We start from the raw sequence: 26,539 nt of genomic DNA, 5'->3' as shown, positions 1-26,539 counted from the left end.
AGTGGACAATAAGGTTTATCAATACTTTACTGGAAAGGTTGAAAAATGAATGGATCATTTAGTTACTGCACGTTCAATGTTTGGTCTGAACATGGGAGTACATATCATTTTTGCCACTCTTGGCGTCGGCATTCCTCTCATGATTTTATTGGCTGAAATTCTTTACTACAAAACAAAAGATAAAGATTATGAACTTATGGCACAGCGCTGGACAAAAGGAGCTGCTGTCCTGCTTGGAGTCGCTATTCCTACGGGAACGATTGCTGGTGTGCAATTAGCGTTGCTTTGGCCGGGTTTTATGGAAATCGTAGGAAAAGTGATGGCTCTTCCTTTTCAAATTGAAATTTATGCTTTCTTTATTGAGGCTCTTTTTCTCTCTATTTACGTATACGCAGCGGACCGTATTTCTCGAAAAATGAGGATTATCAGTCTCATTTTAGTAGCAATAGGCGCTCTTGCCTCTGCCGTTTTAATTACAAACGTGCACGCATTTGAAGGAACACCTGCTGGCTTTCGAATTTTAAATGGCGAAATTGTAAGCGTAGATCCTTGGGCAGCTTTCTTTAATCCGAGTTTCTTTGTAACGTCCGGTCACGTAGCCGTTTCTGCTTATACAACCGGAGGCTTTGTCATTGCTTCAGTCGCTGCCTTTAAAATGCTTCGTGCGCGAAAACATAATCCAAGAGAATATAAATTTCATCATAAAGCATTGATGATGGGATTAGTAATCGGCGGGATTTTTTCTTTTGTAACAGCTTTGAATGGACATGAATCGATGCAAAAAGTATACGAATATCAACCCGAAAAACTTGCAGCAGCTGAAGGTCTATTTGAAACGCAAGATCATGCGCCATTAGCTTTAGGCGGATTTACAGATGAAAAAGAACAGCGAGTCAAGTATGGCATTGAGTTTCCATGGATGCTCAGCTTCTTGTCGGGTAATAGCTTTAATACAGTGATTACTGGACTCAATGACTTCCCTAGAGATTATTGGCCGCCGCTTTTTGTGCATACCTTGTTTAACGGTATGGTCATTATCGGATCGATTTTAATTTTAGTGGCGCTAGTGGGCGTTGTTTGGTACAAGTTTTTAAAGAAGAAAAGCTTCCCTAAAGTTTTCATGTGGGCATTTGTCGCAACGGGCCCTCTCGCGATCATGGGCATTGAATTCGGATGGATTTTCGCATGTACAGGCAGACAACCCTGGGTCATTTACCGCATCATGCGTACATCAGAAGCCGTTACTACTTCTGCTAATTTGCATATTTTATTTTTCTTGTTTTTGCTTGTTTATATCGTACTCGTGGCCGCAGTCGCCCTTGTACTGGTGTTTTATTTTAGACGAAATCCGCTTTCTAAAGAGCTTGCTGCGCAAGCAGATTAAAAAGGATGTGAGAATATGGGTGATTCATTACTAGCAATTACTGTAATATGGGGCTTCATTTTTATCTATGCTGTAATGGGAACGATGGACTTTGGAGCTGGTTTTTGGTCGATGGTCTATATTAACCGTACGAAAACAAATGCTACAGATGTAGCAAACAGATATCTATCGCCTACTTGGGAAGTAACCAATGTATTTATCGTTGCGATTGTTGTTGCGCTGTTTAGCTTTTTTCCGCGAGCTACATTTACGCTTGGAACAGTGCTACTAGTACCGGGGAGTATCATTTTACTTCTCTTATCTATTCGAAGCGGATTTTTAGTGTTTTCACACTATGCTGGCAGCTTCAAATATCGGAGAGCGTTGGTTTACGTATCTGGTATATCTGGCGTATTAATTCCCGCTTTTTTAATCTCCGTACTGCCCGTAAGTCAAGGTGGATTTATTGATGTAATTGACGGAACGCAGCGATTAAATTTAGCAAGAGTGTTTTCAAGTCCGCACGTCTATTCATTTATTGGTTTTGCCATTACTTCTTCCCTGTTTCTGTCGTCTCTTTTATTAGCAGACTACTCGAAGTCATCTGACGAAATGGAAGCTTATGCGGTCTATCGGCGCGATGCGCTCATTACAGGACCTCTTTCACTGCTAATGGCTATCTTTATTATGATTACAATGCAATCAGAAGCCAGCTGGTTATATGATAAAATGATGCAGTTTAAGCCTCTTCTTTACGGGTCTGTAGGTCTATTTGTAGTAGCTGGTATTGCTCTGCTGCTGCCTTCTCAAAAAGGAAAAGGAATGCCTCGTTTAGCCGTGGTATCAATCGTCCTTCAATATTTCTTAGCAAGTTACGTATACGGACGAAGTCATTTACCGTATGTCGTGTATCCAAACGTAACGATTGAGAATGGATTTACACATCCCGATGCGTTCCATTCGTTATTTATTGTGTATATTGTTGGCTTTGCGATTTTATTTCCTGGATTCTTTTATTTCTGGCGTCTATTTATGAAAGATAATAAAGAATACAGCAAAAAGAAGCCATATTAAAAACCCGGTCAGCACTTGACCGGGTTTTCTTATGAAGCAGCAGATTTTGCCACTACTTCAGCAAAGTCTTTAGCAAATACCTTACATTTTTCTACATCTTCTCCAAAGGGAGAAAGCTCGATTTTCAAACCAGGAACAGCTATATTTCCGTTGCGTCCCTTTATTTTTTCTTCAATTAAATCAACTGCTCCGCAAAAAACATCATATGATGAATCACCTGAACCAAATACAGCCATCTGCTTTTGACTGAGATCTATATCATCCATTTCATCATAAAGATCTAAAAAATCATCTGGCAGCTCTCCATCTCCCCACGTATAAGCTCCAAAGATAATAGATTCTGCCAATACAAGGTCCGAAGCAGCAATGTCATATACTTCTGCTCGTTTCACATGCAATCCATGCTTGACTAATTCTTCTTCGATCAAATCGGCTATCGCTTCTGTGTTGCCTGACATACTCGCATAAGCTAGTAAGATTTCCTTCATGTAAATGACGCTCCTTTACACCAGCAGTGTGGGCCGCACATCCCCTTCTTCATCACATTCTTGCTTAAGAGGACAGTTTTCACACTCACTGGATGCATAGTTCTTTTGAAAATGTTTTGGTTCCATTAACACACTTTTGACAATATGTAGTTGAAGTATGGCCTTTTCATAATCGCCTGTTGCAATATAATAAGTTGTTGTTTCTCCGGTTAATAATGAATAAAAACGAATTTGTTCAGGAACCTTTTGAAAAGCTTGTTTCGAAAAAACGATAATAAAGTCTTTCATTGCGTTCTTCACTTCTTCATGGTCATCTAGAATGAATTTTGTTACCGTATAAGACTTCTCTGTCCATGCAGCAAAATCAATGGTCAGAGAAAGGTTGCTTTGAATTTCTTCTACATAAACGCTGTATTTTTCAAACACAAAAAGTGGTAGCTCCACATGTGTTTTCTCGCCTAAAAACCTCAGTAAATAATCACTTACTTTAGCTAACACATCGTAATAGTGAATGGGTGATGAAAACATATTTGGCTTTAGGCGCCAATATTTTTCAATAAGCTGTAAAACATAGAGGTTTGAGCGATACTCAACTGGCTTGCTATAGTATGTTTTAATGATTTGATGGACGGTTACTTGAACATGCTGTTTCCAATCTATAGATGTCTTTTTCAAAAGAAGCTGCTGCTGATAAAATTTGTACGGACATCGAATAAATTGTTCGATGTGGTTATTGGAGAGTGTCTTTATATGCACTTTTATCGGTTCCATCTATGTCTCACCACCCTAATTGAAATTCATTCTCAATAATGATCAAAAATTAAATCATGAAATTTGCTCAATCACTTTACGAATAGCACTCCATGAATGTTTGACGAAATAAATTGGTTTTTGCTGTTTTTTTGCTTTCTCTTTAATGACTTTTGCCATATTGTGATTAATAAAATCCGTAATAACTAATACAAACCCAATATGTTCGGGAATTTCTCGCTTCACCATATTGCTTTTACGGCCATCTAAATGAATTACTTCATTAAACCCTTCTCCCGCTAGACGATCTGTAATATGCTTTAACCTGTCTCCTCCTACAACCATGACTGATGACATGTTTGTTCCCTCCCAATTAATTATTCATTTAATGATTTGACAACAACCTGTATTCTTTACTATATATACAGTTTAATTGAGAATGATTCTCTTTGTCAATGTTTAATTGATAAAAATTCTCAATTAAAATGAAAGTCTACCACCTTTCTTATAAGTTAGTTGAATTTTGACCATACTATAGCTATCACATACAAAGGAGGGTTAACGTTGGAACAAAACATTCTTTGTGAAGTAAATAACTGTCACTTTTGGAAAAATGGAAATCACTGCAGTGCAGAAGAAATTTACGTAGTAAGTCATAGCGGAAAACATGCAGCAAGCAGCTATGAAACAGACTGTAAAACGTTCAAGCCAACTGAAGCGTAACCCGCAAAAGGACAGCCTCTGGGTTGTCTTTTTTCTCTCTTCAAGATCATAAAAAAGGAGACTAGTATGAAGACTGAACAACTGATTCATTTTTTTAAAGAAGAAGCCATAAAAGCAAATGAACAAACCTTTCCAATCTATGTACAATCATTTACTCATTTATGGACATACAAATGGGGAACACTTGAAAACATTCCAGAAGAAATTGATGACTTAATTACCACACGTGCGTTAGAACTTGGACTTATTCACTTAAAAAAAGCTGACTAATCAATAAGGAAATTAGTCAGCTTTTGTGTTTATAAATCATCAAATCCATTTGCATCTGATGCTTTTGTATATTGTCGTGATTTCTGTTCAAAGAAATCGGTTTTCCCTAAATCTACCTCTTGATAAGCAATAATCCAACGAAGAGGATTTTCAATCGGTGCTTCTGGGAAAGCAGCTCGACCGAAGCCTAACTGATTACAGCGTTTATTCGCCATATATTCAATGTACTGCTGCAGTTCTTTCATCGTAATGCCGTCGAATTTTTCTCCAATAACAGATTCCGCCCATTCAATTTCAAGACGAGCTGCCTCTTGGAACGTTTCAACTACAAACGTTTCTAGCTCCTCCGTACGATAAGCTGGATTTTCATTTAGTACTTCCTTGAAAATCTTTTCAAATAACCCAACGTGAAGCTGTTCATCACGATTGATATAATTAATCATCGTAGATGTCGCCACCATCTTTTGATTTCTCGCAAGATTATAGAAGAACGCAAATCCGCTATAGAAGAAAAGTCCTTCTAAAATAACATCATATACCATAGACTTCAAAAAGTTTTCAACCGTTGCTTCTTCGCTAAATGCTTTATATCCGTTTGTAATAAAGTCATTTCGTGCGCGAAGCTTTTCGTCTGTACGCCAGTATTCAAATACTTCATCTTGTTTTCCTTTTGGTACAAGACTTGATAAAACATATGAATACGAATGATTATGAACCACTTCTTGCTGCGCTAAAATAATCATTAGAGCGTTAATCGAAGAATCGGTTACATAGTCAGCTACTTTGCTAGCATAATCTGATTGAATACTGTCCAGTAGCGCCAGCAGGCCAATAATTTTTAGAAAGCTCTCTTGTTCGTCAGCGGTTAACTGAGGGAACTGTTTAATATCTTGACCCATATTAATTTCAAACGGCGTCCAGAAATTAGCTAGCATACGCTTGTATTTAGGGAACGCCCATGAAAATCGGACGTCATCCCAGTTTAGAATATTGGAGCTCTTGCCGTTGATGATTCCTGTCGAACGGTTCGGAGCTGTTTCGTTCATTAATTCTCGTTTTAACATGCTTGTCATCAATTATTCACTCCTTTTAACTATGACAGCTTTCACATTCTTCAATGACTTCACTTGATGTTGAACGTACGTAATAGGTCGTTTTTAATTTTTCTTTCCATGCCGTCATATGAAGATCCAGCAGCTCTTTTGCTCGGATATCATTTTGTACATATAAATTGAATGAAATAGATTGATCAATATGACGCTGGCGCTTGGCGTTTTGCTTAATGCTCCAGTGCTGATCAATTAAATAAACGGACTTATAATACCAGTTTGTTGCTGGCGATAAATCTGGTGCCGTCACTGGGATTTTATAGTTTTTCTTTTCCTCTGAATAAAACTTACGGAAAATCGGATCAATACTTGCCGTAGAACCCGCGATAATAGATGTTGATGAATTAGGTGCTACAGCCATTAAATATCCATTTCTTATCCCATTGCTTTGAACTTCGCTACGCAGTTCACTCCACGCTTCGCTCGTGTATTCACGTGTTTCAAAATAAGCGCCTGACTCAAAATCTGAGCCTTTAAATAATGGATATGCGCCTTTTTCTTTAGCTAAGTTCATGCTTGCCTGCACGGTTAAGTAAGAAATTTGTTCATACAATTCATCGCAATATGCTACCGCTTCATCTGTCTCCCATGCTATTTTCTTTAAGGCAAGCAAATGGTTCCAGCCAAATGTGCCAAGCCCTACTGCGCGGTACTTTTGATTCGTTAGCTTTGCTTGAAGTACCGGCAAATCATTTAACTCAATAACATTATCAAGCATGCGTACTTGAATTGGAATTAAACGTTCAAGTACATCTTCAGTTACGGCTCTCGCTAAGTTAATAGAAGAAAGATTACATACAACAAAATCGCCCGGATTCTTTGTAATAATAATTTTTCCGTCTTCCGTAATTTCCTCTGTTACGACCGTTGTACTTTGGTTTTGCGTGATTTCTGTACATAAGTTACTGCAGTAAATCATGCCCGCGTGTCGGTTTTGATTAGCTCGGTTAACCGTATCACGATAGAACATATAAGGAGTTCCGGTTTCAAGCTGCGAAAGCATAATGCGCTTGAAGATCTCAATAGCAGGCACTGTTTCTCTTGAAAGCTGTTCATTGTTTACACACTCAGCGTAACGAGTGCGGAACGAACCGCTGCCTTCTTCTTCATCATAAAAATCTTCTAACGAGTAGCCCATCAGCGTACGAACTTCGTGAGGATCGAATAAGTGCCAGTCTTCACGTGCTTCTACTTTTTCCATAAACAAATCTGGCAAACATACGCCAGTGAATAAATCATGCGTGCGCTGGCGTTCATCACCATTGTTCAAACGCGCGTCTAAGAATGAAAAAATGTCTTTATGCCAAACATCTAAATATACAGCAATAGCTCCTTGTCGTTGACCTAGCTGATCGACACTTACAGCCGTATTATTTAGCTGTTTCATCCATGGAATTGTTCCTGATGATACGCCTTTAAAACCTTTTATATCACTTCCTCGGCTTCTAATATGACCGAGGTAGACACCAATTCCGCCTCCATTTTTACTAAGCGTGGCCAAATCTGTATTGCTATCATAAATACCGCGTAAGCTGTCATCAATCGTATCAATAAAGCAGCTAGATAGCTGTCCGTAGCTCTTTCCTGCGTTTGAGAGTGTTGGTGTGGCAACCGTCATATATAGACTAGAAAGCGCCCAGTACGCTTCTTTTACTAATGCTGTTCGATTTTCTTTCTTTTCTTGAGACATCAGCGTCATAGCAATGATAAGAAAACGTTCTTGCGGTAATTCGTATACACGCTTATCATGTGATGTCGCTAAATAGCGATCTGCTAATGTCAGCAATCCAATGTATGTAAATAAACGATCGCGTTCAGGAATAATGACTGAAGCAATTTCATTAATTTCTTCTTCTGTATATGTTTTTAATAGCTGTTTATTATAAATGCCGATTTTTGTTAGTTCTTGAATAAGCTGATAAAACGAACCGTACTTCTCTTTTTTATCATAACCTCGGTTGTCCGCTGCTTTTCGATATAGTTCGTTTAAGTAGACGTCTGCCGCCACGTACGTCCAATCTGGTTCTTCCATTGAAATACGCTCTAGGGCTGCCAAAATTAGTACGTTTGCAACCTTTTCGTCCGTCATATTTTCCTTTACTGTAACAGTTTGAATAACCTTTTCCTCATACAAAGAAAAATCAAGTTGCGTAAATTCTTTTTTTAAACGTTCAATATATGCAGTTAATTCATGTAGAATTGTAGGCTTTAATGTATTCACCATAAATATGGCTCCTCTCTTCACTTCAAAATAAAAAATCGCTCACCGTACCTCGGTGAGCGAATAGAACGAAGATAGAAGAAGACACTAAGTCTTTTCTCAATCCTCGCTCTACCCTCTCACCTCCCGAAGAAGATAAAACGACATAAAAAAGGCAGGTCTCCTGACTTATGCTTCTTTTTACTTTAAGGCCTTCCCATGATGTTTACTCACAGTGGATCTCCTTATTTCATCAGCATTCACAGTTGCGGGGACAGCTTTGGATTTTCACCAAATTCCCTTTTAAGTCTTTTTATCAGACACCTTTTTCACTGGAAAACACAAAATATAGTATTTTATTATTGTTTAACAAACAACATATTGTGTTATGTTATAAACACATTATATAGGACAACTTAGAAAACTATCAACCTATTTTCAAAAATAATTTTGTTTTTTACGATAAAATCCTTCGACTTTTTTCATCAAACTACTCCATCATAACATGTTTTGACACGCTTGATGGAACAATGTGCTCTTTTTAAAAAATTTGTCCTATTTTTCTACTAAACATTGCCAACATCAATAAAAAAACCGTTTTTCATAAAAAACGGTTTTTAATTATTTGTATTCTTTTTCAAATGCTGTGATTGTTTTGATAAACTTTTTATCAATATCGTATCCTATCCCCGGTTTTTCCTTCACCTTTATTACTCCGGCTTCTACCTCTACTTCGGGCTTAATAATATCTTTTTCCCAATAGCGAGACGACGCAGAAATGTCACCTGGTATCGTGAAAGAAGGCAGTGTGGCAAGGGCGATGTTATGAGCTCGTGAAATCCCGGCTTCTAACATTCCGCCAACCCAAAGCCTTACACCGTGTAGGGCGCATAAATCATGAATTTTTTTTGCTACAGACATTCCGCCAACTCGACCGATTTTCACATTGATAATCTTGCAGCTTTTTTGTTCGATTGCATGACGTGCATCTTCATAGCTCACAATACTTTCATCTAAGCAAATCGGCGTCTTCATTTGCTTTTGTAATAATCGATGATCAAGGATATCATCCGAACTTAACGGCTGTTCGATCATCATTAAATTCAATTCATCTAGTTTTTTCAATGAATCACTATCGCTTAACGTATAGGCTGAATTGGCATCAGCCATAAGAGGAATGCTTGGAAATTCATCTCGAATTTGTTTCAGTAGCTCATAGTCAGCGCCTGGCTTAATTTTCACTTTAAAGCGCTTATAACCATCTTTCATATAAGTCTTTATTTGTTCTTTCATGATGGAAATATCATTTAAGCCAACTACCACTCCAGCTTCTACAGCAGGCCTTATTCCGCCAATTACTTCAGCTAAGGGCTTATTTTGGCGCTTTGCATACAAATCCCATACAGCACAGTCCAAAGCTGCTTTAGCCATGTTGTTCCGCTTTAGAGGTTTGAATAACTTTTGAACATCCTCTGGTTTTTGAAGCTGCTGGTGAAGAAGCGAAGGAATTAAAAAATCGTCTAACATATGAAAACATGTCTGAATCGTTTCTTCCGTATACCAAGGAGATGAAAAAGCAACGACTTCTCCCCATCCTGTAAATCCTTTTTCATCTTCTACTTCAAGCAAAATCAATTCTCGATCCTGGACCGTACCATAGCTTGTTGAAAAAGGAGAAAGAAGCTTCATGTCAATTTTATAAAGATGTACTTTTTTGATAATCATCGATTAAATCCCTTTCTGTATGAACGATGATAGCTTCCGGCGTATGATTTTATTAGAGGCCGTTCGCGGCAGCTCCTCTACTCGAACGAAATACTTTGGAAGTTTGTACTTTGCTAAAAATTGTTGAATGTGTAAAGATAACTCTTCATCTGAAACGTCTTCGTTTATAACAATGCATGCTGCAGGAACTTGTCCCCATTTTCCATCGGCTACTCCCGTTACACCGGCCTCTTTAACAGCGGGATGCTTCAACAAAACATTTTCAATTTCAGCTGGATATACATTTTCTCCACCTGAAATAATAAGGTCCGAACGTCTGTCTAATACATATAGAAAACCTTCTTCATCCACTTTCCCGATATCTCCTGTATAGAACCAGCCTTGTTGAAGGGCTTTTTTAGTAGCTTCAGGTTTATTTAAATATCCTTTTGTAACATTTGGACCTTTAACAATGATTTCTCCTGCTTCACGTGTTTCATTTCCATTCTCATCTACAATTTTCATTGCACACGGAAATAATGGTTTACCTGCTGATCCCAGTTTTCGCAAACTATCTTCAGGTGAAAGCGTAACGAACTGTGAAGATGTTTCTGTCATTCCATAAGTTTGATAAACAGGAATTTCTTTATTCACACAAGCCTCTAAAATAGTAAGCGGTGCGGGTCCTCCTCCTAAAAGCATACAGCGAAATGTATTTGGGTATTTACGTTCAGCTAATTCATCCAGCATATTCGATAGCATGGAAGTGACAACCGAAATAATTGTTACTCCTTTGTTTTCAATGGCTTCATTCACCGCTCTTGCTTCAAATCGTTCTTCTAAAATGATTTTCATTCCGTAAAAGACGCTCCGCATTAAAATGGATAATCCGCTAATATGAAACAAAGGAACCGCTATAAGCCAGCAGTCTTTTTCATTTAATCCTAAATTAAGCGCTGAACCAATGGAACTCCACCAGTGATTTCCATATGTCTGCAGCACTCCTTTTGGATTACCTGTTGTTCCAGACGTATACATAATGGTGAACGTCTCCTCGAGATTCCACGTTTTCTGAAAATACGTTTCTGTTTCTGGAGAACTTTTTAAAGAAGATAAAGGAAGCTGAGTAATGGAACTTTGGAACTCTCTCGTTAAAAATGCTTCATCCGTAATAAGCAACGACACGTTTGCATCTGTTAGCTGATAATTGATTTCTTCATTTGTCAAACGCGTATTGACGAGCAGCACCCGAGCGCCAATATAAGAAACCGCATGTAAAATCTCAATAAACTCCACGCTGTTTTTCATGCATAAAGCAATGGTATCACCTTGCTTTACACCGTTAAACGAAAGCTGCTGCGCTACTTTTTGAACACGCTTATGAAGCTCTTGAAACGTAAGCGACTTTTGCAGTGTTTCTACCGCCACTCGGTTTGGCGTCAAATATGCTCTTTGCATAAGCCCATTAGGAATCGTTTGGCCACTCATAAATTTCTCTCCTTTTTATACTAATTAACTAAATCAAATTGAAAAAACAGCCTGATGATAATCACCAAGCTGTTTCAGCTGTTTAAGGGAAACGTGGGAACTGTTGGAAGTCTGGATTGCGTTTTTCCTTAAATGCATCGCGACCTTCTTTTGCCTCGTCCGTTGTGTAATAAAGAAGCGTTGCGTCACCCGCAAATTGCTGGATACCAGCTAAGCCGTCCGTATCAGCATTAAATGCTGCTTTTAAGAAACGAAGAGCGGTTGGACTTTTTTCTAACATCTCTTCACACCATTGAATTGTTTCAGCTTCAAGCTGTTCTAATGGAACGACCGTGTTTACTAATCCCATGTCTAGTGCTTCTTGAGCGTTGTACTGACGGCATAAGAACCAGATCTCACGCGCTTTCTTATGGCCTACGATGCGAGCTAAGTAACCAGAGCCATATCCTGCATCGAAGCTTCCAACTTTAGGACCTGTTTGTCCAAAGACTGCGTTATCCGCTGCAATTGTTAAGTCACATACAACGTGAAGAACGTGGCCTCCACCAATTGCATAGCCTGATACCATTGCAACAACCGGCTTTGGAATTACGCGAATTAAACGCTGTAAATCTAGAACGTTTAGACGTGGAATTTCATCTTCTCCTACATAGCCGCCGTGACCGCGAACTCTTTGGTCTCCGCCTGAGCAAAATGCTTTATCCCCAGCACCTGCTAATACAATTACTCCAACGCTTGCATCGTCACGAGCATAAGCAAATGCATCGATCAATTCCATTACTGTTTTTGGACGGAATGCATTGTGCACTTCCGGACGGTTAATCGTAATTTTAGCGATTCCGTTATATGTTTCGTATAAAATGTCTTCATATTGACGTACTGATGTCCATTCAACTGTCATCTTTATTTCCTCCTAATTATGTAGTAGCTAAGAACTCACTTACTATTCTACCAAAAATCTCGGGTTGTTCCACGTGAATTGCATGGCCTGTCCCTAAAATAATTTTAGAAGTAGCATTTGGTATTAATGTTTGCATTTCTTTGGAAATTAAACAAAACTTTTGATCTACTTCTCCTGTAATAAGCAAAACCGGCATCAACAGATCGTCCAGCTTCTCCCAAAGGGACGGCTGGACTCCTGTTCCCATTCCTTTCAAACTGTTGGAAAGGCCGATTTCTGTATGCGAAAGTCTTTCTTGACGCACCGCTTCTTGAACATAGCTAGGCAATTGCTTTTGAGAACGAAAAAGAGGGATTTCCTCCCAAAAGTTCACAAATTCTTCAATTCCATTTTTCACAATGCGGCTCGCCAGCTGCTCATCTTTTTCTTTTCTTAGCTTTTGTTCTTCTCGCGTTTTTAAACCAGGCGATGCGCTTTCTAATACCAACTTTTTCACAAGGTGTGGATATCGCTGAGCAAATGAGAGAGCAAGCCTTCCTCCCATCGAATATCCAATTACATTCACCTGTGATAGAGATAGCTGTTGAAGCAGCTCATGCAGTGCTTCAACAACTGCTTCCATTGAATATGGTTTGATTTCTTTCGGAGCTGCTGATTGCCCATGACCAATAATATCAACAGCAACCACTTGATAGTCTTTAACGAATTTCTTCATAAAGGTACGCCAGGTTTGAGAAGAACCGGTAAAGCCGTGAAGAAGCAGCAGCGGCTCTCCTTTTCCCTCGGTGTGCACATAGTAAGATACACCATTTAATTGATACATCATTGCTTATTCCTCACCGTTTGACAAATTTATTTCCTCGGAAACAAGTTTCCACAAACTGCGATGAGTCTCTACATTTTCTGTACGAGTTGTGCGAATCTCTACAACATGTAACCCGCCTTTTGTGAAAGCATGGTTCATTGCATGTCGAAATTCTTCCCAGCTGCTTGCTGAAGAAAATGTGCCATCATACAGACGAGTGGCATGCTCAAAATTCAATCCAGTTGGCGTACCGAATAAAAATTCAAAGTGCTTTTCTTGTTTTGACTGCGGTAAAAATGAAAAAATTCCTCCGCCGTCATTGTTAACTAGCACAACGGTTAAATTTAAATTATGCATCTTAGCTGCCAGCAGACCATTTAAATCGTGATAAAAAGATAGGTCACCAATAAATAAAACGGTGTGATCGTAAGCCGTGCTTACGCCTAGAGCAGACGAAACCACACCATCAATTCCATTTGCTCCTCGGTTTACAAAAAGCGGAATATCTTTCTCCGTATTTAAGAAGAAAGAATCAATATCTCGAACAGGCATTGAATTTCCAACAAACAAAGCCGTGCCTTCAGGTACTACATCCACAATTTCTTGAACTACTTGTCCTTCGAACCATTCCTGGCCAGAAGTTAATGTTTTGAGAGCTTGTGCAGTTTGAGCATTAATCTTTTTCCATAGACTCAGCCATGAAGTAGACTCCTCTTGATTCGCTGAAAGGCGCTTGATCAGTTCTTCACAAAATAATGTTTCATTGGCTTCAATCATCACTGTTGAACGCAAAGTAGGATCTCTCCAGCCTTTACCTTGGTCAACTACAAACATTTCTTTCGGCTCGTGTGCTTTTAAAAATTGCAATAGCGGTTTCGATACCGGCATCGCGCCAAAACGAATGACAACTTCGGGGTAAAAACGCTCATCAACCTTATCACTTTTTAAAAATGTATCATATGTCTCTATTACATTTTCTTTTGAATGCTTGCCGCTTCTTAATTGTGATAACGAATCTGCGAGCACCGGAAAGCTTAAAGCGTCAGCTAAACGGCATACGCTGTCTACTGCTTTTAAAGACATTTGATCTCCGCATATAATAAGTCCTTTTGTTGTTCCCTCTAGGCGCTTCGCAATTTCTTCGAATCCTTTTTCAGATAGAGATGCTTCTCCATGAATAGCAGCCACATATGATTTACCGCGTTTCCCCTGACTCCATAAATCTTCAATAGACAAATCTGGTACAATCGGTTCACGTAAAGGTACGTTAATGTGTACAGGACCGCTCGGTATAGCTTGAGCTGTATGAACAGCCCTTGAAGCTACTGTTCGAATATAACGATTCATATCTGCACTTTCTTCTGGTAAAGCTGTATCTACAAACCACTTCGCATACTGACCGAAAAGATGATTCTGATTAATTGCCTGCGGGGCACCTATATCCCTTAACTCGTGCGGCCGATCGGCTGTGATAACGACTAAAGGAATGCGTGAGTAGTGAGCTTCAATTACTGCAGGATAATAATTCGCTGCAGCTGTTCCAGATGTACATACAAGCGCCACTGGTTTTTTCTTTGCTTTTGCTATTCCTAGAGCAAAAAAGCCGGCAGAACGTTCATCAATGTTTAAGTGCACATGAATATCAGGGTGCTCAGCCATAAGCATCGCAATAGGCGTTGAACGTGACCCTGGACTGACCACTACTTCTTCAACATTTGCTTCTACTAATTCATCCACGAATGACGCAATATACGTTGTTAATGATTTAATGTGTTCCACGCATAATCCCTCCTAAAGCTGAAAGCATCGGGTTGAATTTAATTTTTGTTTCTTCATATTCACTTTCAGGCGTAGAATCTGCTACAATTCCACAGCCCGCAAATAAAACAGCTTCTTTTTGCTGAATAACAGCCGAGCGGATTCCTACTATAAATTCACCGTTTCCATTGATATCCATCCATCCTAAAGGAGCTGCGTACCACCCTCGGTCAAAGGATTCTAGCTTTCGAATAATAGGCAAGGCCTCCTGTTGAGGATATCCTCCTAACGCTGGTGTTGGATGGAGCTTTTGAATAAATGAAAATAGCGTCACATCTTCCTTTATACGCCCTTTCACAGGTGTATACAAATGTTGAATATGCTTTGTTTTATATAAACTTGGCTTACTTGGAATTTCTACTTCATAACAATAAGAATTCATCGCTTCTTTAATCATATGAACAACAACATCGTGCTCAATTAAGTTCTTAGGATCCTGAAGCAATTCCTCACCTAGTTCGTGATCTTCCTGCCTTGTCTTTCCTCTTGGAATCGAACCCGCTAAACAAGTGGAAAACACGTAATCTCCTTGTTTTTGTACTAGTCTTTCTGGGGAAGCGCCGATAAAATGCTGATGCTCTCCCTCTAAAATATATGTGTAGCTAGTTGGCTGTTCCTTTAACAGACGCTGAAGCACGTATTCAGTAGAAATATCTTCATTAAATTTTACTTTTAATTGGCGAGCAAGAACCACTTTCTCTATAACCTGTTGCTTAATTAAAGTAGTAGCTCTTTCAATATTTCCTTTAAATTTCTCTACCCCAATTTCTTCTTTTTCCAACAGCAAAGGTGAAATATGAGATTCCCCGTCGTACTCTTCACAAAGAACAAGTTTTTGGACCTCTTCGAAATAATTGATGTGCTCTTTTACAGAATCTTGTCCGTTAACCATCATATTAACGGTAAGATATCCTTCTTTATTTACCTGGGTATATAACACAGTTGGAATCATAAATTTTGAACTCGGGAAATCACTCCAATAGTTTTCTCGATACTGATTTGGGTCAAATGAAAATCCTCCAAATAAAAGAGGACCTGTCCCATCAGGGGAAATTTGGTTATTTTTATAAAAGTCTTCTTTTATAAAGCGCTTCCATTCATTTTCAATGTGGAAATAACGTTCTTTTGCCGCATTGATGCAAATAGTATGCGCATATCCTAATCCAACAAATGTATAATAACTGTTGGGATCTTTCCAAAAAAAGCGTTCTTTATAAAACTGGTCATGTCCGTTCGCATAAAAAATAAGGGGGTCAATAGGTCTTACTTTTTTCACTAAACTGACCAATTTTGGCTGATTTTCATTTTTTGCACACTCAATCGCATCTTTAATGTATTCTTGTACTAACTGTTCGGTCGTTGCAATCACACTACGTCCCCCCGTTCATCTTTTTTTCTTAAGTCTGTAACTAACTTATTATAAACTTTCAGTTCAAAAAAATCTAGCATCGCGATTCATGAGCAAAAATTAATTTCGCTTGTCTAAATTACGCCTTTTCAGTAAACCAATAAAAAAATCTTTATGATCTATTTAGTACTCTTTAGCCCTCAAGAACGTTATTTTTATCATACCCTTTTCTATAACCTTTACCTTTCTTTAATTTTCCACTCCATTTCTCTCTTAGCTTCATGAATACCCCAAATCCTCCTAATATGAATCGTGTTTTTTTGAATTTTTAACACATACTACAAAAGCACACTAAATTTTTAAGGGGGAGCTTCATGACACTTTCAAAACAAGAAATCAGTCAGTTAAAACAAAATTTACAGCAGCAGCAGGCTGATATTCAATCGCACTTTGATCAAAATGATCATTTTGGTCTAACTCGAAGCGACGCTCACGATGCTGTAGGAGAACTTTCAAGCTACGATAACCACCCTGGTGACACAGCCACAGAAACATACGAGCGTGAAAAAGACCTTGCACTAAATGAACATGCAAAACAAGAGCTACATGAAATAGAAGAAGCACTGCAGGCAATCGCTCACAGCACGTATGGAACATGCAAAGTATGTGGAGCAGATATCTCGTTTGAAAGACTTCAGGCTGTACCAACTACTTTATACTGTAGAGAACATAGCCCATCACAGGATATTCCAAAGCACAGACCTGTAGAAGAAAATGTTCTCCATCACCCATTTGGTCAATACGACTATGACGATACCGAGACGACAGGATACGACGCAGAAGATTCTTGGCAAGACGTTGCGCGTTACGGGACGTCTGAATCTCCTTCTGATTTTATAGAAGATACGTCTAACTATAGTGAAACCTATATTGAGGCGGATGAAGCTATTGGGTACGTTGAAGATTATGAAAACTTTGCCGCTACCGATTTATATGGACAGCCTCTTCCTATTTATCCTTCAAAAGAGCATGAGCGATATGAAAATGCACTGGATGAAGAAGGTACGATGACCATATTTGGAGATTTACCGGCCTATGAGAAAGATCCATACACTGAAAAGGAGTAGTTCTTCATACTACTCTTTTTTCTATTTTTAGTAGGAGCTATGGGAGATGACATCGAATGAATAGGAGATTAGAATTAATAATGGGGTGAACATAATGAATGCACATGAAATTGATTATAAATTGTATGGAGATGACATGCAGTTTGTTGAAATTGAATTAGATCCTTCAGAAAGTGTGATAGCAGAAGCTGGAGGAATGATGATGATGGAAGATGATATTGAGATGGAAACCATTTTTGGTGACGGTTCTTCCTCCAACAGCAGCGGACTTTTTAATAAACTAAAAGGTGCTGGGAAACGCGTATTAACTGGTGAAAGTTTATTTATGACGGTATATACAAATAACGGATATCACAAGCGAAAAGTATCTTTCGCTTCACCTTTTCCAGGTAAGATTATTCCTGTCGATTTAGAGCAGCTCGATCATAAAATTATTTGTCAAAAAAGCTCCTTTTTATGCGCTGCCAAAGGCGTATCCGTTGGTATTGACTTTCAAAAAAAACTAGGAACTGGCTTCTTTGGCGGTGAAGGTTTTATTATGCAAAAATTAGAAGGCAATGGCCTCGCATTTTTGCATGCAGGCGGCACCATTCATAAGAGACAGCTGCAGCTGGGTGAACGCCTTCGTGTGGATACTGGCTGTTTAGTGGCCATGACCCGTGATGTAAATTACAACATCGAATATGTAGGGAAAATTAAAACAGCTCTATTTGGAGGAGAAGGCATGTTTTTTGCTACTCTGTCAGGACCGGGAACAGTTTGGATTCAATCTCTTCCTTTTAGTCGACTAGCCGATCGCGTTTTATCAAGTGCAGTTTCACCAACGGGAGGTAAAGGTGAAGGCAGTATCCTTGGTTCTTTAGGTGATTTCTTAAACGGTGACAACAGATAAAATAAAAAAGGTGTAGTCGTTGACTACACCTTTTTTATTTATTGATTTAATAAATTTTTAGTGGAATGAATTCCCCAAATATCAGATGCATATTCCTCAATCGTTCGGTCACTAGAAAAAAAGCCGGAATGTGCAATGTTCGTCGCACTCATTTGAAGCCATTTATTTTCATTTCCATAAGCTTCGTTTACTTTTTGCTGTGCCGTAACGTATGAGTCAAAGTCACGGAGTACGTAGTATTCATCATTTTGCATTAATAATGAATCATATATAGGCTCGAATAAGTCATATGTGTCAGGTAAGAAGCCGTTTGTGAGCTGCTCGAGCACTTGTCGAATCCGCTTATCATGATGGTAATAATCATAGGCACGGTATCCTCCATTTTGCTGATAGCTCAATACTTCTTCGGCTTTTAACCCAAAAATAAAGACATTATCTTTTCCTACTGCCTCGCTAATTTCGACGTTCGCTCCGTCCATCGTACCAAGAGTTAACGCTCCGTTCATCATGAATTTCATATTTCCCGTTCCCGAAGCTTCTTTGCTGGCGGTTGAAATCTGTTCGCTGACATCCGCTGCAGGAAAGATATACTCAGCAAGTGACACTCGATAGTTTTCTAAAAAAACGACTTTTAAAAACGTTGATGTTTGTGGATCATGATTGACAACATCAGCTACAGAATTAATTAGCTTGATGACTTTTTTTGCATAATAATAGCCGGGAGAAGCTTTCGCACCAAAAATAAATGTACGAGGCACGATTTGAAAATTAGGGTCTTCTTTTAATCGATTGTACAAATACATAATGTGCAGTACATTTAAAAGCTGTCTTTTATAAGCATGAAGCCTTTTAACCTGTACATCAAAAATAGAATGTGAATCTATTTTAATTCCCGTTTGCTCTTGAATAATATCGGCAAGCAGCTTTTTACGCTGTTGTTTTACTGTTTTTAGTCCTTGTAAAAAGCTTAGATCTTCCACATACTCTTGGAGCTTTATAAGAGAATGCGGCTGTTTAATCCATTTATCTCCTATCACCTCGGTAATAAGAGAGGAAAGCTGCGGGTTAGCTTTTAACAACCAGCGCCGGTGGGTAATTCCATTCGTTTTATTGTTAAATTTAGCAGGATAAAACTGATAAAAATCTTTCATTTCTCGTTCTTTTAAAATATCAGTATGAATCTTTGCCACGCCGTTTACTTTATAACTTCCCACAATTGCTAAATGAGCCATCTTTACTAGCCCGTGCGCTAAAATAGCCATATTTTCAATTCGCTTCCAGTCTCCTGGATATGCTTCCCATAATTCTTTACAAAAGCGCTCATTAATTTCTTCAATAATCATATACACTCGTGGAAGCAAGGGTTGAAATAAATCAATCGGCCATTTCTCAAGGGCTTCAGAAAGAGTCGTATGGTTTGTGTATGAAATGGTATTGGACGTAATATGCCATGCATCTTCCCATTCCATTTTTTCTTCATCCAGTAAAATTCTCATTAGCTCAGGAATCGCAAGTACAGGATGCGTATCGTTAATATGAATGGCTACTTTTTCGTGAAAGTTTGTAAGTGTTTGATAGGTATTTCGATGTGCTCTGATAATACTTTGTAAGCTAGCTGACACAAGAAAATATTGCTGTTTCAACCTTAATATTTTACCATCTTCATGTGTATCATCCGGATATAAAAATTCTGATACAGCCTCTGTTTGACGCTTATACTCCATCACATCTTTATGTACTGGAAATGATGAAGGCTCCGCATTCCAAAGGCGAAGTGTATTCACTGTATCTGTTTTATACCCGATAACCGGGATGTCATAAGGAACAGCAGAGACGGGTTCTCCTTTTACATGACGAAAAGAGAATGTTCCGTCTTCCTGTACCATTTCAACTTCGCCCCAAAAGTTCACTTCGATTGCTTGATCTAATTTGCGTACTTCCCATGAATTCCCATGCCTTAACCATTGTTCTGGGAGCTCAATTTGAAAGCCGTTTACAATCTTTTGATCAAACAAACCGTGTTTATAGCGAATCCCATAACCGTGACCAGGAAGATTAAGTGAAGCAAGAGAATCTAAAAAACAAGCAGCAAGCCTGCCTAATCCCCCGTTTCCTAATCCTGCGTCTACTTCGATTTCCTCAATATTTTCAAGTGAAATATTCAGATCACTTAATCCTTCTTTTACAACTTCCCGAATTCCTAAGTTCAACAGATTTTGCCCCAACAGTCTGCCTAATAAAAATTCGATAGAAAGATAATACACTTGCTTTGTATGTGAAGACCTATGAATTTCATTGGTTGAAATCCAATCGCTGCTAATATACTCTCGCACCATATTTCCTAATGTATGATAGTGATCTTGAACAGTAGATTCTTTAAAGCTCTTTCCATATGTCATTTCCAGCTTTTTTAAAAAAGCCTCTTGAAAGCTTTTTTTATCAGAGAACAATCTGCTCACCCTTTCACGATGGAGTAGATGTCAAATTTGAATACAATTGATTATATTTAAATGCCGATTGCCCCCAGCTATAATCCTGACTCATAGCATCCATCATTAATTTTTTCCATACATCTTTCTGGTGATAAAATGAAACAGCTCTTTCTAACGTATGAAGCATGTCATGAGCATTATAATTCTTAAAAGAAAAGCCATTTCCCTCTCCGCTATATTCATTATAAGCTTTGACCGTGTCATTCAGGCCGCCCGTTTCACGCACGACTGGAATGGTTCCATACTTTAAGGCTATTAATTGTCCGAGTCCGCAAGGCTCAAAACGGGAAGGCATTAAAAATAAATCCGTACCGGCATAAACTTTATGAGCAAGTTCCTCATTAAAACCAATAATGGCTTTTACTTGTTGCGGGTACGTATCTTCCATCTCACGGAAAAACTGCTCAAACTCGTGTTCGCCAGTTCCTAAAATAACAATTTGGGCTCCTAAGTTAACCGTCTCATGGAAAACGTGCTTGACTAAATCCAATCCCTTCTGCTGGGTTAACCTTGTAACCATCGAAATGATTGGAACATCCTTATTTTCCTCTAATTCAAGATAGCGCTGGAGCTCTTTTTTATTTTTATATTTTCCTTCAATCTCTTCTACAGAATAAGGATAAGATATAAGCTGATCTGCGTCTGGGCTATAAGCTTCTTCATCGATTCCATTTACAATCCCAATTAAATCTTGATTTCGCTGACGCAATAATCCATCTAAACTTTCTCCGTAATAGGGCATTTGAATTTCATCTCGATATGTAGGACTTACCGTGGTAATTTTATCAGCTGATACAAGAGCCGCTTTCATAAAATTAATATTCCCATAAAACTCGAGCTGGCTTGTAGTAAAATAATAATCATTTAAATTTAATAGCTCATATAAATTGCTTTTAGGGAAAATTCCTTGGAATTGCAAGTTATGAATCGTAAAGACCGTCTGGATATGATCATACATATCATAATTAGCACGAAGTAAAAATGGAATCATAGCCGTATGCCAGTCGTGACAATGAATGATATCAGGCTCATTCTCTAAAAATGGGATAGCTTCAAGCACAGCTCTGCTGAAGAAAGCAAATCGTTCAGCGTCATCGTAGTGCCCATATAAGCTATCTCTTTTAAAATAATATTCATTATCAATGAAAATATATTTAACGCCATCCATCGTTAACGATTCAATCCCACAGTACTGTCTTCTCCACCCAACCTGCACATGAATAACTTTTTCAAGCACCATTTCATCTTGATAATGTTGAGGAATGGTTCCGTACTTTGGCATGACTACACATACGTTCGTTCCTAACTTTTTTAATTCTTTAGGCAGGGCACCTGCTACGTCTGCTAATCCTCCTGTTTTAATAAAAGGTACACATTCTGATACAGCAAATAATACATTCACGACTTCATCAACGCTCCTTGAGTTGTTCCTTTAGCAATGACTCTAGGTAGACCTGACTCACCTAGCAACGTTTCATTACTTCCTATTTTCACATCTTTGTCTAAAACAACATTTTCTAATACACTATTTTCTAAAATAACGCCTTTTTGCATCACAATGCTATTCTTAACGACCGTACCTTTTCCAATTTTAACGCCTCGGAAGATAATACTATTTTCCACATGTCCTTCAATCACGCACCCGTTTGCGATCATTGAGTTTTTCACAACCGCTTTTTTTGCGTAACGAGTAGGCGGTTCATCTTTTACTTTAGTGAAAACAGGACGTTCGTTGATAAATAACTGCTTCCAAACATCTGGAGATAAAATTTCCATACTTGTTTTATAGTAGGCATCTAAGCTAGAAATCTCAGCCGTATATCCGTGGTGTTCGTACTTTTCTACACGATGAGATTGTGCCATATATCGAACCATTTCTTTAATCGTATAAAAATCATGCGATTCATTTTGCAAAATATTAACTAGAATAGATTTATTAATAATATACATATTAAGCGATTTATCACCCTGCTTCATTTCAGTAATATCTGCATTTGAAGCAATATGACGCTGCAGCACGTGCTCAAAGTCAACTGTACATATCGTATAACTATTAGCAATTAATACGTATTCCTGCTTACTTCTTAAGAAATAATCAATATGATAACGGAACTGCGTGAATAGTGATGGACTCTCTAAGTGTAAATCACTTGTCATAGGAGGGAAGATAAACAATCCATCTCGCTTCCGATCCAAATCCCATTCTTTTCCTGAACCTATATGATCCATCAATGCGCGATAGCGATCACGAGGAAAAATGGCAACGCTCGAAATTCCAGAGTTCACCATATTAGAAAGCGTAAAATCGATTAATCGATAGCGCCCTGCAAAAGGAATGGCAGCAATCGATCTATAAAAGGTTAAAGGCTGCAGCGCTGTTGTATTTGTACAAGCATCAATAATACCAAGCATTTGATTATTCAATGTCGTTCATCCTCTCTGTTCGTTAAATGCATTTAGCAACTGATTCAATCAATTCTTGAGTAACAAGAATTACTTCTTCGCTTCCTTTGGTCGGTCGAATGATAGTACCGTCTGGAACTTCAATGTCCGATGGAACAATTGCGTTTTCAATATATACGTTAGAGCCTATCTTTGCAGTAGGCATGACAACCGTTTTCTTAACTTCAGAACCTGAACCGATTTGTACACCTGGAAATAACACGGACTGCTCTACGTTTCCTTCGACAACGCACCCTTCATTTACTAATGACTCCACCACGCAGGCGTTTGGCGCAATATATTGAGGAGGCTGATTAGGGTTAACAGAGTATACTTTCCATGAAGAGTCAAATAAATTAAGCTCGTCTTTATCACATAACAAATCCATATTCGCTTCCCATAAGCTTTTTACAGTTCCTACATCTTTCCAATAACCTTGGAATGGATATGCAATTAGCTTTTTCTTTTCATCTAGTAAAAGCGGAATAACATCTTTACCAAAATCATGGCTTGAGTATGGATTGCGTGCATCCATTTCTAAATATTCTTTTAAAATACTCCATTTAAAAATATAAATCCCCATAGAAGCTAGATTATTTTTAGGACGCTGTGGCTTTTCATCGAACTCCATTACATCTAGGTCACTATTTGTATTTAAAATACCAAAACGGCTCGCTTCTTCCCAAGGTACTTCAATAACAGAAATCGTTACATCTGCTTCTTTGTTTATATGATAATCAAGCATATTTTCATAGTTCATTTTATAAATGTGATCACCTGATAGAATCAGTACGTACTCAGGATCATATTGTGTCAAATAGTTTAAATTTTCATAAATAGCGCTAGCCGTGCCTTTATACCACTTTACTCCATCTGACTCCGCGTATGGAGGCAATACTGTGACGCCACCATTCCGTCGGTCCAAATCCCAAGCGCTTCCAATTCCAATGTATGAATTGAGAACTAGCGGTTGATATTGTGTTAATACACCCACTGTTTCAATACCTGAATTTGTACAATTACTTAAAGCAAAATCAATAATTCGATACTTACCACCAAATGGTACAGCTGGCTTTGCTAGATTTTTTGTAAGCGAACTTAGCCGACTACCTTTTCCTCCTGCCAATAACATCGCTACGCATTTCTTTTTTAACATGTTGTTTTCTCTCCCCTCGTTTTCTCTTTGCTCGTAGTATACTAATGCCAAACGGCGGAATATTCATTTCAATGCAAAAAGGTTGACCGTGAAACGATTCATCCACTGATTTTAATGCCTTTTTATTTACAATGCCTGAACCGCCGTACACTTCGTCATCACTGTTAATAACTTCAATGTACTCTGTCTCAACTGGAACTCCAACTTTGTAAGAATGATATGGATGCTCAGAAAAATTGCTAACAACTATAAAAATCTCCTGATTTTCTTTCGACTTGCGAATAAAGGAGAAAATTTGTTGATGATGATTGTTAACATCAATCCATTCAAATCCATCTGGATTATGGTCTAATTCATATAAAGGCTTGCTTCTTTTATAAATCTTGATGAGATCCTTCATATATCCGTTAAGATTGCGATGCATGTCAAAGTCATAAAGCATCCAGTCTAACTCTTCTAAATCTTTCCACTCATCAAATTGGCCAAACTCTCCGCCCATAAATAAAAGCTTTTTTCCAGGGTGTGCAAAGAAATATCCATATAGCAGTCGAAGCTGTGCAAACTTGCGCCAGTAATCACCTGGCATCTTATTAAGCAATGATTTTTTCCCATGTACGACTTCATCATGAGAAAGCGGCAAAATAAAGTTTTCGTTAAACGCATACATTAGTGAAAAGGTCATTTTATCGTGAAGATAGGGACGTCTTTCCACTCCAGCTTCCATGTACGTTAAAACGTCATTCATCCATCCCATGTTCCACTTATAATTAAAGCCTAAACCGCCCTCATACGTAGGTGCTGTAACAAGGGGCCAATCCGTTGAATCTTCTGCCATCATTAATATCGTTTCATCAGATTTAAAAACAGCTTCATTCAATTTTTTTAAGAAGCTGACAGCTCCATCATTTACTGCTTTTCCAGAAGAATTTTGCCAATAAAGCATATTAGCTACAGCATCTACTCGAAATCCATCTATGTGGAAGTACTCCAACCAAAACAAAGCGTTCGAAATGAGAAAACTTTGTACTTCAGGCTTGCCTAAATCGAAATTAGCTGTTCCCCAAACATAGTTTTCACGGTCGGGTTCTTTTTTGTATTCATAAGTAGGTTCTCCATCGAACATATACAGACCATGTTCATCCTTACAAAAATGCCCGGGTACCCAGTCTAAAAGAACGCCTATATTATTTTGATGACACTCATCTATAAAGTTCATCAAATCTTTAGGTGTACCGTATCGACTGGTAGCAGAATAGTATCCAGTTCCTTGATATCCCCAGGATCGGTCGAGCGGATGCTCAATGACTGGTAATAACTCAATATGTGTAAAACCTTGTTCAGCAATATAAGGAATAAGCTCCTGTGCTAATTCACTGTATGTATAAAGGCTGCCATCTTCATGAGTCCTCCAAGACCCTGCATGCAGCTCGTAAATACACAGTGGTCTTTCATATATATTTTGCTGTTTTTTCTTTCTACGCCAATATTGGTCGTTCCATTTGTACCCATCCAATGAGTAAACAATAGACGCAGTGTTTGGACGCACTTCACTGAAGAAAGCGTATGGATCTGCTTTTAATTTTTTTTGATTGCTTTGTGTGATGATTTCATATTTATAAATAGTCCCTTGTTCTAATTCAGGGATAAATGTCATCCAAATACCTTCTTCATTAACTTTAACCATTGAATGTTGAAAACCGTTCCATTTATTAAAATCACCTACAACGCTTACACCCTTTGCATGAGGTGCCCACACGCAAAATCGTACGCCTTCAATTCCTTCTACCGTTACCTGATGCGCACCGAAAATAGAGTAACTGCGAAATAAGTTTCCTTCGTGATACAAATGAACATCAAATTCAGTAGGCTGAACCGCTAGATTCACTTTTGCCACCCCTTTAACTTCAAACATAATATACGCACATAATATACGCTTCTTACCACTCATTCCCTTTTATAGTAAAAACATAAACCTTTTCTACAAATATAATAGAATAAATGTTCTTTAAAATTACTCTTTATTCCATACTCTTCATACTTTATTACTTTATGAATAATTCCATATGATATAGGGAAAATCCTGCTTAAAACTTACTTTTTATTCTGAAAATTCATAGTAATTATTCCTAACTATTATTCCTGTTTACTTAATCTTTAAAAAAGCGCAAATAAAAAAAGGTTTGCATATATGCAAACCTTTTTAAGATGACCCGTACGGGATTCGAACCCGTGTTACCGCCGTGAAAGGGCGGTGTCTTAACCGCTTGACCAACGGGCCATATTTAAATTTAAAACGACTGGCGGAGAAGGAGGGATTTGAACCCTCGCGCCGCTTACACGACCTACACCCTTAGCAGGGGCGCCTCTTCAGCCACTTGAGTACTTCTCC

Annotated in this window: 22 protein-coding genes, 2 tRNA genes and 1 riboswitch; of the genes, 6 read left to right on the top strand and 18 right to left on the bottom strand. The window is 38.3% G+C overall.

The genetic code is table 11. The features are described from left to right. The first annotated feature begins 49 nt into the window (after positions 1-49). Together AC1VNJ_RS00120 and AC1VNJ_RS00115 are read left to right on the top strand one after the other, a co-directional pair. On the top strand, positions 50-1,384 hold the full coding sequence (locus tag AC1VNJ_RS00120) for a cytochrome ubiquinol oxidase subunit I (RefSeq protein ID WP_028411859.1): 1,335 nt from the start codon (positions 50-52) through the stop codon (positions 1,382-1,384). 15 nt (positions 1,385-1,399) lie between these two features. Then, positions 1,400-2,437: a cytochrome d ubiquinol oxidase subunit II gene (locus AC1VNJ_RS00115; RefSeq protein WP_482640219.1), complete on the top strand. Its 1,038-nt coding sequence runs from the start codon at positions 1,400-1,402 to the stop codon at positions 2,435-2,437. Positions 2,438-2,466: 29 nt separating this feature from the next. On the opposite strand, the gene AC1VNJ_RS00110 is transcribed toward AC1VNJ_RS00115, so the two are convergent. The 3 genes from AC1VNJ_RS00110 to AC1VNJ_RS00100 are packed head-to-tail and all read right to left on the bottom strand — an operon-like array spanning position 2,467 to position 4,032. After that, positions 2,467-2,925 (bottom strand): flavodoxin, encoded by a 459-nt coding sequence (locus tag AC1VNJ_RS00110; protein ID WP_028411861.1) that lies wholly within the window; start codon positions 2,923-2,925, stop codon positions 2,467-2,469. 15 nt (positions 2,926-2,940) lie between these two features. Continuing rightward, positions 2,941-3,696, bottom strand: coding sequence for a hypothetical protein (locus AC1VNJ_RS00105; RefSeq protein ID WP_223546271.1), 756 nt, complete (start codon positions 3,694-3,696; stop codon positions 2,941-2,943). Positions 3,697-3,750: 54 nt separating this feature from the next. Then, positions 3,751-4,032, bottom strand: coding sequence for a DUF2325 domain-containing protein (locus AC1VNJ_RS00100; RefSeq protein WP_028411863.1), 282 nt, complete (start codon positions 4,030-4,032; stop codon positions 3,751-3,753). Positions 4,033-4,239: 207 nt separating this feature from the next. Here AC1VNJ_RS00100 and AC1VNJ_RS00095 point away from each other — a divergent pair, with 207 nt between their 5' ends. Continuing rightward, the gene (locus AC1VNJ_RS00095; RefSeq protein ID WP_013059558.1) at positions 4,240-4,398 is read left to right on the top strand and encodes a DUF1540 domain-containing protein; all 159 of its coding nucleotides are present in this window, start codon (positions 4,240-4,242) and stop codon (positions 4,396-4,398) included. A gap of 66 nt (positions 4,399-4,464) precedes the next feature. Continuing rightward, positions 4,465-4,668, top strand: a complete 204-nt coding sequence (locus AC1VNJ_RS00090) for a hypothetical protein (RefSeq protein WP_013059559.1) — start codon at positions 4,465-4,467, stop codon at positions 4,666-4,668. 29 nt (positions 4,669-4,697) lie between these two features. Here AC1VNJ_RS00090 and AC1VNJ_RS00085 read toward each other — a convergent pair whose 3' ends face one another. From AC1VNJ_RS00085 to AC1VNJ_RS00050, 8 genes are all read right to left on the bottom strand, one after another. Then, entirely contained in the window at positions 4,698-5,741 is a 1,044-nt protein-coding gene (locus tag AC1VNJ_RS00085; RefSeq protein WP_013059560.1) for a ribonucleotide-diphosphate reductase subunit beta, read from the bottom strand. Between the two features lie 16 nt (positions 5,742-5,757). Next, positions 5,758-8,001, bottom strand: coding sequence for a ribonucleoside-diphosphate reductase subunit alpha (locus AC1VNJ_RS00080; RefSeq protein WP_028411864.1), 2,244 nt, complete (start codon positions 7,999-8,001; stop codon positions 5,758-5,760). Between the two features lie 133 nt (positions 8,002-8,134). After that, a riboswitch (cobalamin riboswitch) is annotated at positions 8,135-8,320 on the bottom strand. Positions 8,321-8,598: 278 nt separating this feature from the next. Further along, the gene (gene menC / locus AC1VNJ_RS00075; RefSeq protein ID WP_028411865.1) at positions 8,599-9,702 is read right to left on the bottom strand and encodes an o-succinylbenzoate synthase; all 1,104 of its coding nucleotides are present in this window, start codon (positions 9,700-9,702) and stop codon (positions 8,599-8,601) included. Between the two features lie 3 nt (positions 9,703-9,705). Further along, entirely contained in the window at positions 9,706-11,169 is a 1,464-nt protein-coding gene (locus tag AC1VNJ_RS00070; protein ID WP_482640218.1) for an o-succinylbenzoate--CoA ligase, read from the bottom strand. Between the two features lie 82 nt (positions 11,170-11,251). Further along, positions 11,252-12,070 (bottom strand): 1,4-dihydroxy-2-naphthoyl-CoA synthase, encoded by an 819-nt coding sequence (gene menB, locus AC1VNJ_RS00065; protein WP_013085280.1) that lies wholly within the window; start codon positions 12,068-12,070, stop codon positions 11,252-11,254. A 16-nt stretch (positions 12,071-12,086) separates the two neighbouring features. Next, complete coding sequence (menH, locus tag AC1VNJ_RS00060) at positions 12,087-12,896, bottom strand: 2-succinyl-6-hydroxy-2,4-cyclohexadiene-1-carboxylate synthase (RefSeq protein ID WP_482640217.1); 810 nt, start codon at positions 12,894-12,896, stop codon at positions 12,087-12,089. A 3-nt stretch (positions 12,897-12,899) separates the two neighbouring features. Continuing rightward, entirely contained in the window at positions 12,900-14,654 is a 1,755-nt protein-coding gene (gene menD / locus AC1VNJ_RS00055) for a 2-succinyl-5-enolpyruvyl-6-hydroxy-3-cyclohexene-1-carboxylic-acid synthase (RefSeq protein ID WP_482640216.1), read from the bottom strand. After that, entirely contained in the window at positions 14,641-16,062 is a 1,422-nt protein-coding gene (locus AC1VNJ_RS00050; protein ID WP_482640215.1) for an isochorismate synthase, read from the bottom strand. Before AC1VNJ_RS00050 ends, menD begins: the two co-directional genes overlap by 14 nt. Before the next feature lie 353 nt (positions 16,063-16,415). Between AC1VNJ_RS00050 and AC1VNJ_RS00045 the strand changes: the two genes are divergently transcribed. Together AC1VNJ_RS00045 and AC1VNJ_RS00040 are read left to right on the top strand one after the other, a co-directional pair. After that, positions 16,416-17,168 carry a TraR/DksA C4-type zinc finger protein gene (locus AC1VNJ_RS00045; RefSeq protein ID WP_013059568.1) on the top strand — a complete coding sequence of 251 codons (753 nt, stop codon included), beginning with the start codon at positions 16,416-16,418 and terminating at the stop codon, positions 17,166-17,168. A gap of 94 nt (positions 17,169-17,262) precedes the next feature. Then, positions 17,263-18,060 (top strand): TIGR00266 family protein, encoded by a 798-nt coding sequence (locus AC1VNJ_RS00040; protein ID WP_482640214.1) that lies wholly within the window; start codon positions 17,263-17,265, stop codon positions 18,058-18,060. Between the two features lie 38 nt (positions 18,061-18,098). On the opposite strand, the gene AC1VNJ_RS00035 is transcribed toward AC1VNJ_RS00040, so the two are convergent. The 7 genes from AC1VNJ_RS00035 to AC1VNJ_RS00005 all read right to left on the bottom strand — a co-directional run bounded on the left by AC1VNJ_RS00035 (position 18,099) and on the right by AC1VNJ_RS00005 (position 26,539). Next, complete coding sequence (locus tag AC1VNJ_RS00035) at positions 18,099-20,510, bottom strand: glycogen/starch/alpha-glucan phosphorylase (protein ID WP_482640213.1); 2,412 nt, start codon at positions 20,508-20,510, stop codon at positions 18,099-18,101. Between the two features lie 13 nt (positions 20,511-20,523). After that, positions 20,524-21,954 carry a glycogen synthase GlgA gene (glgA, locus tag AC1VNJ_RS00030; protein ID WP_033579578.1) on the bottom strand — a complete coding sequence of 477 codons (1,431 nt, stop codon included), beginning with the start codon at positions 21,952-21,954 and terminating at the stop codon, positions 20,524-20,526. Further along, the gene (locus tag AC1VNJ_RS00025) at positions 21,951-22,976 is read right to left on the bottom strand and encodes a glucose-1-phosphate adenylyltransferase family protein (RefSeq protein ID WP_025750736.1); all 1,026 of its coding nucleotides are present in this window, start codon (positions 22,974-22,976) and stop codon (positions 21,951-21,953) included. Before AC1VNJ_RS00025 ends, glgA begins: the two co-directional genes overlap by 4 nt. Positions 22,977-22,998: 22 nt before the next feature. Continuing rightward, positions 22,999-24,150, bottom strand: a complete 1,152-nt coding sequence (locus tag AC1VNJ_RS00020) for a glucose-1-phosphate adenylyltransferase (protein ID WP_016765788.1) — start codon at positions 24,148-24,150, stop codon at positions 22,999-23,001. Next, complete coding sequence (glgB, locus tag AC1VNJ_RS00015; protein WP_432517731.1) at positions 24,101-26,062, bottom strand: 1,4-alpha-glucan branching enzyme; 1,962 nt, start codon at positions 26,060-26,062, stop codon at positions 24,101-24,103. The genes AC1VNJ_RS00020 and glgB overlap by 50 nt, the downstream gene beginning before the upstream one ends. Positions 26,063-26,356: 294 nt before the next feature. Further along, a tRNA-Glu gene (locus AC1VNJ_RS00010) sits at positions 26,357-26,428 on the bottom strand. Positions 26,429-26,448: 20 nt separating this feature from the next. Next, positions 26,449-26,539: transfer RNA gene (locus AC1VNJ_RS00005), tRNA-Ser, on the bottom strand.

It is taken from the genome of Priestia sp. 3CA3 (assembly GCF_056836725.1).
This window is presented reverse-complemented; position numbering and strand designations above follow the sequence as displayed.

Coding starts and splice junctions, on each gene's coding strand:
- menC (WP_028411865.1), bottom strand. CDS start 9,702: ATGATTATCAAAAAAGTACATCTTTATAAAATTGACATGAAGCTTCTT.
- AC1VNJ_RS00020 (WP_016765788.1), bottom strand. CDS start 24,150: ATGTTAAAAAAGAAATGCGTAGCGATGTTATTGGCAGGAGGAAAAGGT.
- AC1VNJ_RS00105 (WP_223546271.1), bottom strand. CDS start 3,696: ATGGAACCGATAAAAGTGCATATAAAGACACTCTCCAATAACCACATC.
- AC1VNJ_RS00115 (WP_482640219.1), top strand. CDS start 1,400: ATGGGTGATTCATTACTAGCAATTACTGTAATATGGGGCTTCATTTTT.
- menB (WP_013085280.1), bottom strand. CDS start 12,070: ATGACAGTTGAATGGACATCAGTACGTCAATATGAAGACATTTTATAC.
- AC1VNJ_RS00090 (WP_013059559.1), top strand. CDS start 4,465: ATGAAGACTGAACAACTGATTCATTTTTTTAAAGAAGAAGCCATAAAA.
- AC1VNJ_RS00045 (WP_013059568.1), top strand. CDS start 16,416: ATGACACTTTCAAAACAAGAAATCAGTCAGTTAAAACAAAATTTACAG.
- AC1VNJ_RS00070 (WP_482640218.1), bottom strand. CDS start 11,169: ATGAGTGGCCAAACGATTCCTAATGGGCTTATGCAAAGAGCATATTTG.
- glgB (WP_432517731.1), bottom strand. CDS start 26,062: ATGTTTGAAGTTAAAGGGGTGGCAAAAGTGAATCTAGCGGTTCAGCCT.
- menH (WP_482640217.1), bottom strand. CDS start 12,896: ATGATGTATCAATTAAATGGTGTATCTTACTATGTGCACACCGAGGGA.
- AC1VNJ_RS00040 (WP_482640214.1), top strand. CDS start 17,263: ATGAATGCACATGAAATTGATTATAAATTGTATGGAGATGACATGCAG.
- AC1VNJ_RS00120 (WP_028411859.1), top strand. CDS start 50: ATGGATCATTTAGTTACTGCACGTTCAATGTTTGGTCTGAACATGGGA.
- AC1VNJ_RS00100 (WP_028411863.1), bottom strand. CDS start 4,032: ATGTCATCAGTCATGGTTGTAGGAGGAGACAGGTTAAAGCATATTACA.
- AC1VNJ_RS00110 (WP_028411861.1), bottom strand. CDS start 2,925: ATGAAGGAAATCTTACTAGCTTATGCGAGTATGTCAGGCAACACAGAA.
- AC1VNJ_RS00080 (WP_028411864.1), bottom strand. CDS start 8,001: ATGGTGAATACATTAAAGCCTACAATTCTACATGAATTAACTGCATAT.
- AC1VNJ_RS00085 (WP_013059560.1), bottom strand. CDS start 5,741: ATGACAAGCATGTTAAAACGAGAATTAATGAACGAAACAGCTCCGAAC.